Source organism: Nitrospirota bacterium (assembly GCA_020846775.1).
Classification (GTDB): Bacteria; Nitrospirota; 9FT-COMBO-42-15; order HDB-SIOI813; family HDB-SIOI813; genus RBG-16-43-11.
In genome coordinates, this window is sequence record JADLDG010000023.1 from 172,680 (window position 1) to 189,982 (window position 17,303).

15 protein-coding genes are annotated in these 17,303 nt (G+C 43.9%); all 15 read right to left on the minus strand.

What is annotated here, in order from left to right; genetic code table 11:
- Positions 1 to 57: 57 nt before the first annotated feature.
- Complete coding sequence (locus IT392_03510; GenBank protein MCC6543553.1) at positions 58 to 1,269, minus strand: phosphoglycerate kinase; 1,212 nt, start codon at positions 1,267 to 1,269, stop codon at positions 58 to 60.
- Positions 1,266 to 2,276, minus strand: coding sequence for a type I glyceraldehyde-3-phosphate dehydrogenase (gene gap / locus IT392_03515; GenBank protein MCC6543554.1), 1,011 nt, complete (start codon positions 2,274 to 2,276; stop codon positions 1,266 to 1,268). The genes IT392_03510 and gap overlap by 4 nt, the downstream gene beginning before the upstream one ends.
- Positions 2,277 to 2,354: 78 nt before the next feature.
- A complete protein-coding gene (locus tag IT392_03520; GenBank protein MCC6543555.1) occupies positions 2,355 to 4,709 on the minus strand; it encodes a PBP1A family penicillin-binding protein in 2,355 nt (784 codons plus the stop codon).
- Positions 4,710 to 4,930: 221 nt separating this feature from the next.
- Entirely contained in the window at positions 4,931 to 6,466 is a 1,536-nt protein-coding gene (locus tag IT392_03525; protein MCC6543556.1) for a YifB family Mg chelatase-like AAA ATPase, read from the minus strand.
- Positions 6,467 to 6,480: 14 nt separating this feature from the next.
- Entirely contained in the window at positions 6,481 to 7,173 is a 693-nt protein-coding gene (locus IT392_03530) for an SPOR domain-containing protein (GenBank protein ID MCC6543557.1), read from the minus strand.
- A gap of 28 nt (positions 7,174 to 7,201) precedes the next feature.
- Positions 7,202 to 8,221, minus strand: coding sequence for a tRNA preQ1(34) S-adenosylmethionine ribosyltransferase-isomerase QueA (gene queA, locus IT392_03535; GenBank protein ID MCC6543558.1), 1,020 nt, complete (start codon positions 8,219 to 8,221; stop codon positions 7,202 to 7,204).
- Positions 8,222 to 8,258: 37 nt separating this feature from the next.
- The gene (locus IT392_03540) at positions 8,259 to 9,434 is read right to left on the minus strand and encodes a cysteine desulfurase (GenBank protein ID MCC6543559.1); all 1,176 of its coding nucleotides are present in this window, start codon (positions 9,432 to 9,434) and stop codon (positions 8,259 to 8,261) included.
- Between the two features lie 33 nt (positions 9,435 to 9,467).
- Complete coding sequence (locus IT392_03545) at positions 9,468 to 10,505, minus strand: aspartate-semialdehyde dehydrogenase (GenBank protein MCC6543560.1); 1,038 nt, start codon at positions 10,503 to 10,505, stop codon at positions 9,468 to 9,470.
- Positions 10,506 to 10,649: 144 nt separating this feature from the next.
- A complete protein-coding gene (locus IT392_03550; GenBank protein ID MCC6543561.1) occupies positions 10,650 to 11,084 on the minus strand; it encodes an Ig-like domain-containing protein in 435 nt (144 codons plus the stop codon).
- Positions 11,071 to 12,147, minus strand: a complete 1,077-nt coding sequence (gene leuB / locus IT392_03555) for a 3-isopropylmalate dehydrogenase (protein MCC6543562.1) — start codon at positions 12,145 to 12,147, stop codon at positions 11,071 to 11,073. Before leuB ends, IT392_03550 begins: the two co-directional genes overlap by 14 nt.
- 95 nt (positions 12,148 to 12,242) lie before the next feature.
- Entirely contained in the window at positions 12,243 to 12,800 is a 558-nt protein-coding gene (locus IT392_03560) for a 3-isopropylmalate dehydratase (GenBank protein ID MCC6543563.1), read from the minus strand.
- Positions 12,801 to 12,824: 24 nt separating this feature from the next.
- A complete protein-coding gene (locus IT392_03565; protein MCC6543564.1) occupies positions 12,825 to 14,126 on the minus strand; it encodes a 3-isopropylmalate dehydratase large subunit in 1,302 nt (433 codons plus the stop codon).
- Between the two features lie 85 nt (positions 14,127 to 14,211).
- Positions 14,212 to 15,726, minus strand: a complete 1,515-nt coding sequence (locus tag IT392_03570; GenBank protein ID MCC6543565.1) for a 2-isopropylmalate synthase — start codon at positions 15,724 to 15,726, stop codon at positions 14,212 to 14,214.
- Between the two features lie 120 nt (positions 15,727 to 15,846).
- Entirely contained in the window at positions 15,847 to 16,620 is a 774-nt protein-coding gene (gene pssA, locus IT392_03575) for a CDP-diacylglycerol--serine O-phosphatidyltransferase (GenBank protein ID MCC6543566.1), read from the minus strand.
- A 21-nt stretch (positions 16,621 to 16,641) separates the two neighbouring features.
- Complete coding sequence (locus IT392_03580) at positions 16,642 to 17,286, minus strand: phosphatidylserine decarboxylase family protein (protein MCC6543567.1); 645 nt, start codon at positions 17,284 to 17,286, stop codon at positions 16,642 to 16,644.
- Positions 17,287 to 17,303 lie beyond the last annotated feature (17 nt).

Consider the following 17,303-nt stretch of genomic DNA (forward strand, 5'->3'; position numbering starts at 1 on the left):
CCCTTGATACAATACCCCAATTTAGCGTTCCAAGCGCTTGATCGGTTTTACTCATACTCAGATAACTGCATCCTTATCATCAAGTGCCATAATGCCTGGCAGGGGTTTTCCCTCCAGCATTTGAAGTACTGCACCGCCTCCTGTAGAAATGAAAGACATGTTCTCAGACTCCCTTGCCTTATCAACTGCATTGGCCGTATCACCGCCTCCTACAATTGTCAGGGCATAAGATTCTGCAATTGCATGCGCAACAGCAAATGTACCCCGCGAAAAGGCATCTATCTCAAATACTCCCATTGGGCCATTCCATAATATAGTCCTCGCATTTGCAATTGCCTCCGTAAATAATTTGACAGAGGCAGGACCGATGTCAAGCGCCTTCCAGTCTTTAGGAATCTCCTGAACAGGGACGATCATGGTTTCTGACCCGGGTTCAAGATTTGGCGCAACAACGCAATCAACAGGGAGATAGAACTTGATGCCGCGCTCACGTGCTGAATTATAGATTTTGATTGATATATCAAGCATATCAGGTTCCACAAGAGAATTTCCAACCTCATATCCCATAGCCTTCAGGAATGTAAACGCCATCCCTCCGCCAATAATTACCTTGTCCACCTTCTTACCAAGGTTATCTATCATTCCGAGCTTTCCGGACACCTTAGCCCCGCCTAAAATAGCGACAAATGGTCGTGCTGGATTGGCCATTACACCATCTACATACTCAATCTCCTTCTTCACCAGAAACCCGGCCACTGCAGGCCGTACATATTTGGTTATCCCTACAACTGAGGAATGACTCCTGTGGCTTGTACCAAATGCGTCGTTAACATATACGTCCGCAAGTGCTGCAAGTTTTTTTGCAAACTCATCGTCTTTGCCCTCTTCACCAGGATAAAATCTCAGGTTCTCTAAAAGCACGACATCCCCTGGTTCCATGTTGTTAATGGCGTTCTCAACCTCGGTGCCTAAACAATCATCCAGAAACATCACATCCTTGTTAAGAAGCCTTTGCAGGCGTTTGACTACAGTGGCGAGAGTCAACGCCGGATTCCTTTTACCCTTTGGCCTGCCAAGGTGTGACGCCAGAATTATTTTTGCTCCCTCATCTATTGCATAGTTTATCGTAGGCAGGGCAGACCTTATTCTAGTGTCATCAGTGATATTAAGCTCAGAGTTCAGAGGAACATTAAAGTCCACCCTTATAAAAACCCTCTTATTCCTGATATTCACATCCCTGATAGTCAGTTTATTTAAGACATTTGTCATTTAATGCCCTTCTTGCTCATGAAGAGTATAAGGTCCTTTATCCTTGAAGAATATCCCCACTCATTGTCGTACCAGGCAATGACCTTCACCATCCTTTTGTCCATAACCTTTGTCAGTGACCCGTCAACTATGGACGAATGATCATTACCCTTAAAATCTATGGAAACAAGCGGTAAGTCTGTGTACTCAAGGTAGCCCTTTAATTTACCTGAAGCAGCCCGCTTCAGCGCTGAATTCACCTTCGACTCGTCCGTGTCTTTTTCCGTTTCAACGACCAAATCAACCATAGAGACATTTGTAGTTGGAACTCTGACAGCCATTCCATCCAGCCGTCCCTCAAGCTCAGGAAGGACCAGTGAAATTGCCCTTGCTGCCCCAGTTGACGTAGGAATCAATGAAACCGCTGCGGCCCTTGCCCTGCGAAGGTCCTTATGCGGCAGGTCAAGAAGCTTCTGATCATTTGTGTAAGAATGTATTGTAGTCATGAGACCCCGTTTAATGCCAAAACTATTGAGCAGGACTTTAGCCACAGGTGCAAGACAGTTTGTCGTGCACGAGGCATTGGATATTATCCTGTGACTCTTAGCGTTATATTTGTTTTCATTAACCCCAAGCACAATCGTAACATCAGGATTCTTTGCAGGGGCAGATATTATAACCTTTTTGGCTCCACCCTTAAGATGCTTCTCCGCATCTTCCCTCTTGGTAAAAAGACCGGTTGACTCAACTACTATATCTACACCCAGATCGCCCCATGGTAATTTCAGAGGGTCTCGTTCTGCCAGAATTTTAATCTCACGTCCATTTACAATAAGGGTGCCATCTTTTGCAGAGACATCAGCATTGAGTATACCAAATACAGAATCGTATTTGAGCAGATGCGCCAGCGTATTTGCGTCAGTCAGGTCATTGATGGCAGCGATCTCAATTTCCGGATTGTTAAACACAATGCGAAAAAAGTTTCTCCCTATCCTGCCGAAACCGTTTATACCTATTTTTACAGACATTTAACACTCCTTTCCGAATATTTTAGCATTGTGCATAATATTAGAAAATACCTTATAAGTCAAGGCCAAATATAGTTGTCAATCAGCAGTCTCATCATCAAGCATATACCTTGCAGGACGATGGACGGAAGTTTTGGACACTTCAACAGGTTCAGTTCCCTTCTTGAATATCTCAACCTGAAAATCCGTAAAATTAGGAGGGGCTACAAGTCCATTATACGGGTCAATCTTAACAAACATAATGTCTTCAGGAATGGGGAAATATGAAGGTGGAATTTGACTCAATGCGACCTGCATATAATCAATCCATATCGGTAGTGCAGCGCGGCTGCCTGTCTCACCGTGACCAAGACTCCTCATGTCATCAAATCCGACCCATGCGCCTGTCACAAGATTTGATGTATAACCTACAAACCATGCATCAGAATAATTATTTGTAGTCCCGGTTTTACCTGCGGCAGCGCCTCCCAGTCCGCGTGCGCGCCTGCCTGTCCCCTTTTGAATGACATCCTCAAGCATACTGGTCATAATATATGCCGTCTGACTTGATAGTACTTCCTCTGCAGCCGGCGTTGACCGTTCAAGTATCCTCCCATTATTATCCGTAATATACTTTATAAACATTGGTTCCACCCGAATACCCTGATTCGCAAATACACCATACGCATTAACAAGTTCGAACAGCGACACACCTGAAGATCCAAGGGCAAGAGAGAGATTTCTTTCAAGATTGCTTTTGATCCCCATTCTGTTTGCAAAACTTATTACATTATCTATACCGGTTTTCTCCGCCAATTTGATTGTTACAACATTCCGTGAATAAGCGAGTGCATCCCTTAATGTCATGGGACCATAAAATTTACCGTCATAATTCTCAGGCGTCCAGTCTTTATTCCAGCCTGGGATGCTGTAACTAATCGGGGCGTCGTCAATTACTGTAGCCGCTGTAAATCCATTGTCTAAAGCCGCACCATAGACAAAAGGCTTGAATGCAGAGCCGGGCTGTCTGTGTGACTGTATTGCCCTGTTAAATTCACTGCGTTTGAAGTCAAACCCTCCGACCATAGCACGGACATATCCGTTTGCCGGGTCTATGGAAAGAAGCGCTCCTTCAGCAAGAGGTTCCTGCTCAAGACCAAAAACAACGTTCTTTTCATCGGTGATACTTATTACCTTTACATAAACTACGTCACCAACAAGAAGTATGTCACGTACAGTAGAGTCATCCTTTAAATATGTTGCTTTCTTAAAGCCGGTGCCGCTTAACCTCTTTCTTGCCCATAACATATTATCCATTGAAATACGGCCTGTGAGTCTTCCAGCCTTTATAGTGGCAAAGGCATCTTCAACACCTATTACGATACCCTCCACTATATCACCCGGAAGTATGTCATCCTGAGTTAAGGCCCCTATACTGCCTTCCAGCCACTCCTGTATTTCAGTGCGGGATTTATGCACAATCGGTCCCCTGTATCCCTGTCTTTTATCCAATGCCCTCAGACCATTTTTTACTGATGAAGTAGCTGCTTTTTGAAGGTTATAGTTGATAGTTGTATAAACATTCAACCCACCCTTAAAGACCTTCTCTACGCCATAAACAGAAACGAGATACTGTCTTATATATTCTGTAAAGTATGGTGCAATTTCTTCACGTTTCTCATATTTCTTAAGGAATATATCCTCTTTAAAAGCCTTTTTGTACTCATCTTCATTAATATATCCTTCATCTACCATCTTTTTTAAAACAAATTTCTGCCGCATCTTTACTCTGTCCGGATAAAGATACGGTGAATAGAGGCGGGGAGAACGAATTATACTTGCCAGGAGCGCTGACTCAGACAGGTTAAGATACCTTACATCTTTTCCAAAATATATTTGTGATGCAGACTGGACACCGTAGGCGCCACGGCCAAGATATATCTGATTAAGGTAAATCTCCAATATCTGGTCCTTGGATAATATAGCCTCAATCCTTCTCGCCAAAATAGCCTCTTTGAGCTTTCTTAATATAGTCTGCTCCGGCGTTAGAAAAAGAGAGCGTGCAAGCTGCTGAGTAATAGTGCTGCCTCCCTGTTTTATATCGAGAGAAATAAGATTTACCCAGAAAGCCCGCGCTATCCCCTTGTAGTCTAATCCCTGATGAGAGTAAAATGCATCATCTTCGACAGAGACAACAGCCTGTTTAAGGTAGACCGGAATTGCCTTATATGGAACAAGTACCCGCTTCTCTATAAAATATTCTCCTATTATCTTATTATCGTCTGAATATATGCGGCTTACAAGACTTGGCCTGTACTCCCTCAGGGACTCTACACGAGGAAGATTACGACTGGCAATATATAATCCAACCCCTCCGGCAACTCCGCCGGCGATGATCAGAATTACAAGAATAAGAGTTATTTTCTTTAATATCAACTTTTGATTACGTTTCAATCAAATATCCCTCCTCAACCATGAGCAGGGTGGGCGGTGCCCACCCTGCGGCTACTCTCGTCCGACCATGCAACAGTTTACGCTCAAAAATGCTCAGGTGCAAGGAAGGACTTGTAATTTGAGCTTCAACATACGACACTGTACGCCTCAGCTCAAATTACAAGTCCTGACGCCGCACGACCCATTGCATTTACTTCTTAGCAATGGGTACCCCGCGTTTTTCAGCGTAAACTGATCCTGTCCAGCATTCTATACCCTATAGCCTCTGATACATCCTGCGGCAATATTTCTTCCCTTAATTCGAGGTCAGCTATAGTCCGCGCAACCTTTAATATCTTGCCATATCCCCTTACACTCATTCCCAGTCTGTCCATGGCATGCTCAATCAGATTATTTGATTCTTTACTCATACGGCAATATTTGCTTAGGTTTGATTCTTTCAGATCTGAGCTGCAAAATATACCATTATCGCCGCTGTATCTTGCTCTCTGGTACTCTCTGGTCAAGTTTACCCGTCTCCTGATCTCAGCAGAGGTCTCACCTTTTACAGCGGTCCTTAAGTCGGTTGATGACACCGGCGGAAGGTTGACATGTATATCTATCCTGTCCATCAAAGGGCCTGATATCCTCCCGCGATACCGTTGTATCTGGTGTGGAGTACAGACGCAGTTTCTGACAGTAGATGAAAAGTAACCACATGGACAGGGATTCATTGCGCCGACAAGCATAAAACGTGCAGGATACTTGACTGTGTGCCCTGCCCGTGAAATGGTAATGCACCTGTCCTCCATTGGTTGCCTTAAGACCTCCAGGACATCTCTCCTGTATTCCGGAATCTCATCCAGGAATAAAACACCGTTATGGGCAAGACTAATCTCACCGGGACGAGGTGTGCTTCCGCCGCCAGCTATACCTGCATATGATATGGTATGGTGTGTATGCCTGAAGGGCCGTGAAGTTATAACCGGTTCATCCTGAGGCAGAATTCCGGCAAGACTGTGAATCCTTGTCGTCTCAATAGTTTCTTCAAAACTGATATCCGGAAGTATAGTAGGAAGTCTCTTTGCAAGCATGCTCTTTCCTGAGCCTGGCGGGCCGACCATAAGAAGATTATGCCCTCCTGCTGCAGCAACCTCCAATGCCCTCTTCGCCTGTTCCTGCCCCCTTATCTCTGACATATCAATATCAAATTCAGGGCTCATCTTAAAAACTATTGGAGAATCTATTTTATACGACTTAGATAAATCCATTTCTTCAAGCAATTTGATAACCTGCTGAAGAGTTTCAACTCCATAAATATTTATTCCGCCTATCATTGCGGCCTCTGCCGCATTTTCCTCAGGAATAAACAGCCCCTTCAATCCTGCGTTTCTTGCAGCTATTGCAATGGATAAGGCCCCCCGAATCGGCTTGGTCCTGCCATATAAGGATAGTTCCCCAATAAACATATAGTCTTTAACAGACTCGCTTTTAACCAATCCCTCTGCGCATAATATTGCTACTGCTACGGGAAGATCATAAAGTGCGCCTTCCTTCCTTAGATTAGCAGGTGCAAGATTCACAGTTATCTTCTTGGGAGGAAGTTTGAAGCCGGCATTTCTCAGGGCAGACTTGACTCTCTCCCTGCTCTCACGTACGGCGGTATCCGGCAGACCAACAATTGTAAAAATAGGGAGACCAAATACAAGATCTACTTCAACCTCAACTATTGAGGCATCAACACCCGTAATCATACTGCTTAATACACGTGACAACATATGCTCTACCAATTCTATTCATTGACGTTGATCTTCAGTATGTATGTTGCATATCCTTCCTTTTTAAGAACTGCTGCAACATCCTGGGCATCTACCATTGACAGGAATTTACCTATCCTTACTTTATAGACAGGAGCCCTGCCCGTACTGTTTTCCTTACTTATATATGGTGCAAATCCTTTTCCCCTGAGATTTTCGGAAAGCTCATTCGCAGCCTTTTCCTGACTGAGCGCCCCAATCTGAACCGTGTAAATAATGCCTTCTTTATCTTTGGATTCAATCTTCTTTAAAATATCCCTGTCAATCTTTTCCATACTTTGATTTTTATGAGATTCTTCATATGGCTCCTTTTCAGGGAGAGGCTTGGAAATCCCTTCCTTTGGCTTTTCTACTTCTAAAGGTGTTATGTCGCCCTCTTTACTATTAAGTACCTTGTAGAATGTAAAATCATCTTTTTTTGCAGACTCTTCCTTTGCTGATTCACCATTAATTGCATTACTATCTTCTTCCGGAAGTTTCTCCTGTTTCTGTTCTCTATTGCCCGTATAAATATTGCCTGGCGATAAATCAACCGGACCACCTGCCTTTTTAGTCCTGAGGAGAGCAAAGGCACCTGTCAGAGTTAAAATTAATACCAGCACAACTCCAACAATCAAACCTTTGTTGAATGGCCTTTTCTTTATTTTCTTATTGGTTATATGCCTCAATTCCCGCAATTATCGCTCCTGTAATAATTCATATGATAAACATAGCATCGCCATAACTGTAGAATCTGTACTTCCTTGCAACAGCCTCTGCATAGGATTTGAGTATATTTCCCCTGCCTGCAAATGCCATAACAAGCATCAGGAGTGTTGACTTGGGAAGATGGAAGTTAGTTATCATAGCATCTACAATATTAAACTTAAAGCCCGGATAAATAAAAAGCCCTGTTTCACCCTTTGCAGGATGCAGCACACCACTGAAAGCAGCATGTTCAAGGGCCCTGACAGAAGTCGTCCCAACCGCAATAACGCGTCCGCCGTTTTCCTTCGTCTGTAAAATACGCTCCACTACAGCCTCAGGAATATTCACCTCTTCGTATTCCATCTGATGGTGTTCTATATTCTCTGATTTAACTGGTTTGAAGGTGCCAATACCGACATGAAGTGTTAAATAAACTGTACTGACACCCTTTCTATTCAATCTCCCGATGAGATCCTCAGTAAAGTGCAGTCCTGCAGTTGGCGCCGCTATTGCTCCGTCCTCAGCAGCATATACAGTTTGATATCGTTCCATGTCTTGCTCACATGATTTCCTTTTTATATATGGCGGAACAGGCATTTGACCAATCTCGGAAATAATACTTTCCCCTTCAGAAGTATAATGAAATTTCACGATGTAATTCGAATTTGCAGTACCTGTCACCTCTCCGCAGCAATTATCTGAAAACTTAATCCTGACCCCTTCTCTAAGTTTCTTATCTGATATTGATCTCCATGTCTGATCATCATGTTTTTTAATCAGAAGAAGTTCTACACGTCCTCCTGTGCCCTCTCTTTCACCAACAATCCTGCATGGCATCACCTTTGTATTGTTCAGGACTAAGATATCACCTTCCCTGACATAGTCAACAATGTTGAAAAATCTTCTATGTTCAATTACAGAGTCAGATCTGTTTAGGACAAGAAGTCCGGACTGATCCCTCACTGAAACCGGATGTTGGGCAATAAGCGAAGGGTCAAAAGGATAATCATAATCACTTAAGTCAGACATAATGTCAGTTTTAATATGTTAAAGGAGGGAATTTCTGCTACCTGCTTCCCAGGCGCCTATCCTGAAATACAGGAGACATATCCCGGAGATTATTTACTACGTCTTTGAAGACATCGAGAAAATAACTCAATTCATCTTCTGTATTATCCTTCCCCAGTGTAATTCGAATTGCACTTCTTGCCTCTTCATATGATAAACCGATAGCGGTTAATACATGAGACGGCCCTTTTACGGCTGATATGCATGCTGATCCCGATGACACGGCTATGCCCTTGAAATCAAGATTAATAATTAAAGCCTCGCTATCTACGTAGTCTATAGTAACATTAATATTATTTGGTAATCGTTGGCTTTCATTTCCATTTAACCGCACACCTTCTATCTCCAGCAGTGATCTGACTAATTTGTCCCTCAGTGAAGCAACATAACTTTTCTGCGCATCCATCTCAAGCATAGACATTTGTACTGCCTTCCCCATACCGACTATAGCAGGTACATTTTCCGTACCGGCACGCAGTTTGAATTCCTGATTACCACCGTAGAGATAAGGTGATATCGCAGTGCCCTTCCTGACATATAACCCGCCGGCACCTTTCGGACCGTAGAACTTATGACTGGAAAAAGAAAGCAAATCTGCGAGCAACTCATCAGCCTTGGCCGGAATGTGCGAAAATGTCTGTACGGCATCTGTATGGAAACATACCTCCTTTTCCTTTGCGATCGTCCCTATCTCCCTTAAAGGCTGTATAGTACCTATCTCGTTATTTGCATGCATAACGGATATCAGAATCGTTTCATCTGTTATGGCTTTTCTTACATCATCAGGGTCAACCAACCCATCTCCTGAAACCGGTAAATATGTAATCTTCCAACCTTCCCTTTCAAGAAACCTGCATGGTTCAAGGACGGCATTATGCTCAATTGCCGTAGTTATAATATGCCGCCCTTTGTCACGGTTGGCATATGCTATTCCAAAAATTGCAAGATTATCAGACTCAGTCCCGCCACTGACAAAAATTATTTCCTCGTCCTTTGATCCAAGCACTTGTGCTACCCTGGAACGTGCTTCATTTATGGCATTCGATGTCTCTTTCCCAAAAAAATGGATACTGGATGGATTACCAAAACAGTGTTTAAAAAATGGCTGCATCGCCTCTATCACTTCCGGTCTGGTGGGAGTTGTCGCTGCATTATCAAGATATATCCGCTTCATTGCCTGTTGCCTCGTTTCTTTAGTTTCTCTCTTTTACCTGGTAGCTTCCGCCTGATTTAACTTACCTGTCAATATTTCTGCAATCTGCACTGCATTTGTAGCAGCGCCTTTCCTGAGATTATCTGCAACTACCCATAGATTCAAACCGTTTGGAACAGACTCATCTTCTCGTATCCTTCCCACAAATACTTCGTCCCTGCCGGCAGAATCAACAGGCAGCGGATAGATATTCCTTTTAGGATCATCATATACAATAACACCTGACGCTTCAGACAGGATAGCCCTGGCCTCATTTGCGCTAATGTGTTCTTCTGTCTCGATATTGACGGACTCAGAATGACCTACATATACCGGGACCCTTACGGTTGTAGCAGTAATTCTTATACTGTCATCCTCAAATATCTTTCTGGTTTCATTGACCATTTTCATCTCTTCCTTTGTATAACCATTATCAAGAAACGAATCTATGTGGGGCAGACAATTAAATGCTATCTGATGTGGAAAGACCTCAGCCTTGATCTCCTGAAATGAGAGAAGAGACTTGGTTTGTTCGAAAAGCTCATCCATGGCCTCTTTCCCCTTTCCTGAAACCGATTGAAATGTAGTAACCACGATCCGCTTGATCCTTGCCTTATCATGCAAGGGTTTCAACGCAACGACCATCTGAATAGTCGAGCAATTGGGGTTCGCTATTATACCCTTATGCCTCATTACTGCCGCTGGATTGACCTCAGGGACAACCAATGGCACATCAGGATTCATCCTGAACGCAGAACTGTTATCAATTACTACAACCCCTGCCCTGGCAGCAACAGGCGCGAATTGAAGGCTTATCTGTTCACCTGCAGAAAAGAGTGCTATATCAATATCATTAAATATATTTTCCTGAAGCAACTCAACAGTGAGTTCCCGGTTTAAAAAGGTCAGAGTCTCTCCTGCAGACCTTTCCGAGGCAAAGAGCCTCAATGTCCTGACAGGGAAATTGCGTTCTTCAAGCACTTGAATCATTTCTTTCCCGACAGCCCCGGTTGCACCGACCACAGCCACAGTATATTTGTCCTTCTTAATCATCTCTCCTCCACCCTAACGGACGACTTCGTAAAAAGTCCATGTGCAAGACGCTCAAATCCTGAGGAATGAGGCGCACATTTTAGTACGCCGCAGTGACGAAGGATGCAGCGCAACGCCGCAGATGGGCTTTTTACGAAGTCGTCCTCAATTCCCTGTTGTGAACATCCACACATACGGTACCCCGACAAGATAAGCACCTTCCCTTGACTGTCCCTGTTTGACAATGCACTGATAAAAGGTATTTACGCTTAAAGGGCTATATGGTCTGAATACAAGTACCGTATTTGAATCAAGCCACCTCAATGACCCGTCAATCCTGACCCCCTGGGCCAATAAATCAAAGCCATTCTCGGTAGCAGGATCCATTGCCTCACTGAATCTAATGCTGATATCAGTATGTCTTGATATATTAAAGTCGCCAGATGAAGGGTAGGTAGAAACTATATACGGCCCATCATTATAAAGACCCGGATCAACCGTTGCGCAGCTTACTGAAAATAAAATCAGACAAGGTGATATAAGAAATAGTATCCTTAATATCAGACTCTTGTCAAATATAAACGAATTATTCAATCTCATTTAGAATAAGCTCCGTCATTTCTTCCGTACCCGCAGCCTTACTCCCCTGTGAGTAAATGTCAGGAGTCCTGAAACCTCTGTCCAGCACCTTCGTTACCGCATTATCAATAGTTGTAAATCCCTCATTGACCTTGAATGAATACTTGAACATCATCCCTGCAGAAAGTATTGTAGCAATCGGATTGGCCTTATCCTGTCCTGCAATATCGGGCGCGCTCCCATGTATCGGTTCATACATTGCGACCTTACCGCCAATACTTGCAGACGGAAGCATCCCGATCGAACCGGTCAGCATGGCAGCCTCATCACTTAGGATGTCGCCAAACATATTGGTAGTAAGTATTACGTCAAACTGTCTCGGGCTTCTGATCAGCTGCATAGAACAGTTGTCCACATACATATGCGACAATTCTACATCCTGATATTCCTTATGGATATCTGTAACAATCCTTCTCCACAACTCGGATGACTCAAGAACATTAGCCTTATCTACAGAACAAACTTTCTTTCTGCGGTTCCTCGCAACTTCAAATGCAAGCCGTGCAATTCGTTCTATCTCCGGTGTCGTATAGACCTCTGTATTAATGCCCCTCTCTCCACAGTCAATCTTCTCAACTCCCCGCGGTTTTCCAAAATATATGCCGCCAGTGAGCTCTCTTATTACCATTATATCTATTCCATCAATTATCTCTCGTTTCAGGGTTGAGGCATCTGCAAGCGCTGAGAATAATCTTACCGGCCGCAGATTACCATATAATCCGAGCCGTTCCCTGAGACCAAGGAGTGCCCTTTCAGGGCGTATAGAATAATCAAGCCCCTCCCATTTCGGTCCGCCGACCGCACCTAACAACACAGCATCACTCTTCAGTGCAAGATTCAAGGCATCATCAGGCAGCGGAACACCAGCTTCATCTATTGCACTTCCACCTATAAGCGCCTCTTCAGTTTTAATATTAATATTAAATTTAGCCGCAACTTTATGAAGTACACGCAATGCCTGGGGTACTATCTCTTTCCCTATACCATCACCAGGAAACACAGCTACCTTATAAGTTTTGCCCATACTCTCCCTTCCGTCATTACGACTCACTCTTTACTCATTGCTATCTTCTACTCATTGCTCATTGCTCATTGCTCATTGCTTCTTAATACTCATTACTATATTTTACCGCTTTTCCTTGCGTATGCAAAAATACCGCCTGCAGTTAATATTTCCTCTACATCACCAAGTGGATTCAATTTATATGATTTTCCTGTTGTAAGATTCATTAACGCCGACTTCTTAACATCAATCTCAGCGATATCACCTGTTCGAAATTCCTTAAACAGGTGTTCGCCTGTCTCAAATGGAAGATAAAAACCACCATCAACCGAGTTTCTGTAAAATATCCGGGCGTAAGACTCCGCAACCACTGCCTCTACGCCTGCTATATTCAATGCTACAGGCGCATGCTCCCTGGATGAACCACAGCCGAAATTCTTTCCAGCAATTATGATATTATACTTGGACAGGCACTCTCCCTCATCAACAAACCTTATATTCCCGGCCGGTAAACCTGCATGACCATCCGGTACACTCGAGAGTGCAAACCTCCCATACTGCTTCCTCTCTTCAGGGTCGCTGAGACTATAGACCAGATGCTGCGCAGGAATAATCTGATCTGTGTCAATGTCGTTGCCAAGGACGTAGACCCTGCCTTTAATAATATCTTTCATGTTACAATCTCCCCATCCCGGTTATTATCTAATGAACTCCCTCGGGTCAGTGATAACTCCCCTTAATGCCGATGCTGCAACTGTCAGCGGAGATGCCAGATACACCTGTGACTGCTTAGACCCCATACGTCCCGGGAAATTCCTGTTAGTCGTAGAGATACATATCTCATCCCCTTTAGTCCTGCCAAAGGTATCAGACGGGCCGCCAAGACACGCTGCACAGGATGGACCTCCGGCAATTTGTGTCCCGGCTTTTTCAAGTATCGAGTATATACTCTCGCCATCAATCATCTCAACCTTCAGACGCTTCTCAACCTCAGTAGTTGCAGGTACAACAAATGTATCAACCTTGACACTGTTGCCACGCAGAATACTTGCGGCTGCCCTGAAGTCCTCCACTTTACCGCCAGTGCACGAACCTATGTAACACCTGTCAATCCTGGTGCCCTTCACTTCCGATATAACCGCCTTGTTATCCGGAGAATGCGGTTTAGCAACAACAGGTTCGAGATCCTTGAGATTATACCTTTTTACAGATTCATATCTTGCGTCCTGATCACCGTAAACCGCTTCAATCTTTCCCTTATGCCTTTCAGACACAAATCGCAGGGTCTTCTCATCCGGTGAAATAATCCCGTTCTTTCCCCCGGCCTCAATAGCCATATTACACAGTGTCATCCTCTCTTCAACGGACAGCGCTGATATGCCGTCTCCGGCAAACTCCATAGCCTTATATGTAGCGCCATCAACACCAATATCACCGATTATGTGGAGGATAAGATCCTTTGCCATCAGGTATTGAGGCATATCACCGTCGAAAACAAACTTCATTGTAGGAGGCACCTTGACCCACAACCTCCCTGTACCCATAATAAAGGCGGCATCCGTATTACCAATACCGGTTGCAAACTCACCAAAAGCCCCGGCAGTGCATGTATGCGAGTCAGTTCCGAAAAGCACTTCACCAGGTCTTGTGTGTCCTTCTTCTGCCAGGGCGACATGACAAACCCCTTTATAATCAGGCGAACCGGCATCATAAAAAAACTTAATCCCCTGTTCAATGGCAAATGCTCGCAGTATATCTATATTTCTCCTTGCATAAGTATCCTGTGTAAAGATATAGTGATCAGGGATAATAACCACCTTATCCCTGGCCCACACCTTTGCCGCTGCTCCAAATTCCTTTTTAAAGATCTCAATAGTACCCGGGCCGCAGACATCATGAGTCATAAGAAGATCAACATCTATCCAGACATTGTCTCCCGGAGATACAGCCTCTCTCTTTGCATGATTGGCTAATATCTTTTCTGTCAGTGTCATTCCCATATTCTCATCCCTGTCCTGTAAGGGTGGCTGATTTTAATCCGTCAACTTAAAGTTCCGTAGTTCAGTCTGCCCCGCTATCGTCGCATTATTTGCGTTTCTTATAAACAAGTCTGTTCAATGCATTCAAATATGCCTTAGCGCTCGCAACTATGATATCCGTATCAGCTCCCTGACCGACGACCGTCCTTCCGCCTTCTTCCACCCTCACAGTCACCTCTCCTAAAGCATCAGTGCCGCCGGTAATCGCCTTAACCTCATATGACAGCAGATGACTTGAAGTGTTCGTAATTGACTTAATCGTCCTGTATGTTGCATCTACAGGTCCATCCCCTGTTGAAACTTCTCTTACATCCAACCCATCTATCTCAAGTGCAACAGTTGCTGAAGGAGTTTTGTCAAGACCGCTTTCAACATGAATATATTTTAGCACAAATTTCTCAGGGATACGGTAGACTTCTTCCGAGATAATTGCCTCTATATCCTCTTCAAAAACTTCTTTTTTCTGATCTGCGACCTTCTTGAATCTGTCAAAGGCCTTGTTTACCTCCTCATCAGATAGATTATAGCCCAACTCCTCAAGTTTGTTCCTGAATGCATGACTTCCTGAATGTTTTCCCAGCACAAGCTTGTGCATAGGTATCCCTACGGACTCCGGTGTCATTATTTCATATGTCCGTTTGTCTTTCAAAAGTCCATCCTGATGTATACCTGATTCATGGGCAAATGCATTTGCACCTACGATTGCCTTGTTTGGCTGAACGACCATTCCTGTAATACTGCTTACAAGCCTGCTCGTTTTATATATCTCCTGAGTATTTATGCCTGTATCAGCATCAAAATATTGCCCTCTTGTCTTAAATGCCATCACAACCTCTTCAAGTGAGGCATTCCCGGCCCTCTCTCCTATACCATTAATAGTGCATTCCACCTGACCGGCTCCTGACAGGACTGCAGATAGCGAATTGGCAACAGCAAGGCCAAGGTCATTATGACAGTGGACGCTGATAACTGCCTTGTCAACATTGGGGACCCTGTTCATGATTCGTGATATCAGATCCCCAAACTCACCCGGCAGTGCATAACCGACTGTGTCAGGAATATTTACTGTTCCAGCCCCGGCATTTATTACGGACTCAATCATCAAACACAGGAAATCAACGTCGCTTCTTGATGCATCTTCTGCAGAAAATTCAACATCGTCTGTCAACTGTCTTGCAAGCCTTACTGCGGCAACGGCTGCTTCTAATACTCCTTCCCTGCTCATCCGGAGTTTTCTCTGCATATGTATCTCTGATGTAGCTATAAAGGTATGAATCCTGGATCTTTCGGCGACTGATACCGCTTCTCCAGCCCTCTCAATGTCTTCTTTCCTCGCCCTTGCAAGACCTGCAATAACAGGTCCCCTGACCTCCTCTGCAATCAGCCTTACACCCTCAAAATCATCTTCGGATGCAACAGGGAAACCTGCCTCAATAATGTCAACATTCAACCTGGCAAGTTGACGGGCAACTGTCAGTTTTTCTTCCTTATTCATGCTGGCCCCGGGACACTGTTCTCCGTCCCTGAGAGTGGTGTCAAATATCAAAATCTTCCGCAATATAATTCTCCTTACAGCAATTCATCCCGAACCATGTGCTGAAATCGTTTCAGGATTGTTTCGGGATCCCCTGACCCGTCATCGTTTGAGATCCTGAAATACATTCAGATATTTATGTATTTATTATCCCTTGTTAACTCCCGGTTCATGTGCCTTTCTTTTAAAGAGCCTGTTTACCGGAACGATCAATCTCTCAACCGGACCGGAAGACGCATACAGGACAAAAAGGACAAACAACATCAGCTGCGGCTTTGCAACTATTACAATAAGTATAAGTACTGCTGCGACAAGTGCGGAAAGCGGCTTTCTGTCAACAAGGTGAACATCCTTAAAACTCCTGAACTTGATGGTACTGACCATCAGATAAGCAAGGAGATAAGTGATTATCAGGACTACTAAAGGCCTTACTTCCTTACCCATCTCCAGAATATGAATATCAAAGATTACAGTAGTTGCTATAAGACCGGCTGCTGCAGGGATAGGCAGTCCTGTAAAGAATTTTTTGTCTGATACCGCTGCCTGGACATTAAATCTGGCAAGCCTCATCGCGCCACATACTACAAAAAGAAATACTGCAAGCCAACCTATCTTTCCATAATCATGCAATCCCCATCTATAAACAAGAAGACCCGGAGCTACACCAAAGGACACAAGGTCAGAAAGGGAATCAAATTCCACCCCGAAGCGGCTTGTGGAATTTGTTAGACGCGCAATCTTACCGTCAAAACCGTCAAACAGCATGGCAACGAGTATAGCTATGGCCGCTGTTACATAAGCGGTATTTAAATCTGAATTTAATACTGAGACAATGGCATAAAACCCGCAAAATAGATTTGCTGCAGTCAGTAAACTCGGTATTATATATACACCATTTCTCTTGTTTGATTCTTCTTTCATATTGTTCTCCTGTCTTAAATATTACTTCATTACCGCAAGGATGCTCTCTCCGGCCTTGACCCTATCTCCAAGTGATACTTTAACATCTGCCCGAACCGGCAGATATACATCCACCCTGGAACCAAACCGTATTAATCCGAACCGTTCTCCTTTTTTCACGTCCTGTCCTTTTTTTAACCAGCAGACAATCCTTCGGGCTATCAATCCTGCAATCTGTACAAAGATAATCTTGTCGCCTGTCCGTGTCTTTAGTACGACTGCATTTTGTTCATTCTCAAGAGAGGCCTTATCAAGGTTTGCTGATACAAACTTGCCGGGATTATAGACGATATCAACTACCTTCCCGGTAAATGGCAGACGATTAACATGAACATTAAAGACGTTCATGAATATGCTGATCTTTAACATTTTCTTATTAAGAATCCTGTTCTCCTGCACCTCACTTATAATTATAATCTTTCCATCAGCAGGAGATATTACATTATTCTCACCTGGAGGTACAATGCGCTCAGGGTTTCGGAAAAACCATACTATAAACAGGGTAACTATAAAAAATAAGATGGCAGGTATTATAAGGTGCGTGAAATAGAATACTACTGTTATAATCCCTGCGATAATGACAAACGGGATCCCTTCAACCGCAATCGGGGCCCGCTCCCTCTTCATCTATACCTCCATGCCGG

Coding starts and splice junctions, on each gene's coding strand:
- IT392_03510 (MCC6543553.1), bottom strand. CDS start 1,269: ATGACAAATGTCTTAAATAAACTGACTATCAGGGATGTGAATATCAGG.
- gap (MCC6543554.1), bottom strand. CDS start 2,276: ATGTCTGTAAAAATAGGTATAAACGGTTTCGGCAGGATAGGGAGAAAC.
- IT392_03525 (MCC6543556.1), bottom strand. CDS start 6,466: ATGTTGTCACGTGTATTAAGCAGTATGATTACGGGTGTTGATGCCTCA.
- queA (MCC6543558.1), bottom strand. CDS start 8,221: ATGTCTGACTTAAGTGATTATGATTATCCTTTTGACCCTTCGCTTATT.
- IT392_03540 (MCC6543559.1), bottom strand. CDS start 9,434: ATGAAGCGGATATATCTTGATAATGCAGCGACAACTCCCACCAGACCG.
- IT392_03545 (MCC6543560.1), bottom strand. CDS start 10,505: ATGATTAAGAAGGACAAATATACTGTGGCTGTGGTCGGTGCAACCGGG.
- IT392_03550 (MCC6543561.1), bottom strand. CDS start 11,084: ATGAGATTGAATAATTCGTTTATATTTGACAAGAGTCTGATATTAAGG.
- leuB (MCC6543562.1), bottom strand. CDS start 12,147: ATGGGCAAAACTTATAAGGTAGCTGTGTTTCCTGGTGATGGTATAGGG.
- IT392_03560 (MCC6543563.1), bottom strand. CDS start 12,800: ATGAAAGATATTATTAAAGGCAGGGTCTACGTCCTTGGCAACGACATT.
- IT392_03565 (MCC6543564.1), bottom strand. CDS start 14,126: ATGGGAATGACACTGACAGAAAAGATATTAGCCAATCATGCAAAGAGA.
- pssA (MCC6543566.1), bottom strand. CDS start 16,620: ATGAAAGAAGAATCAAACAAGAGAAATGGTGTATATATAATACCGAGT.
- IT392_03580 (MCC6543567.1), bottom strand. CDS start 17,286: ATGAAGAGGGAGCGGGCCCCGATTGCGGTTGAAGGGATCCCGTTTGTC.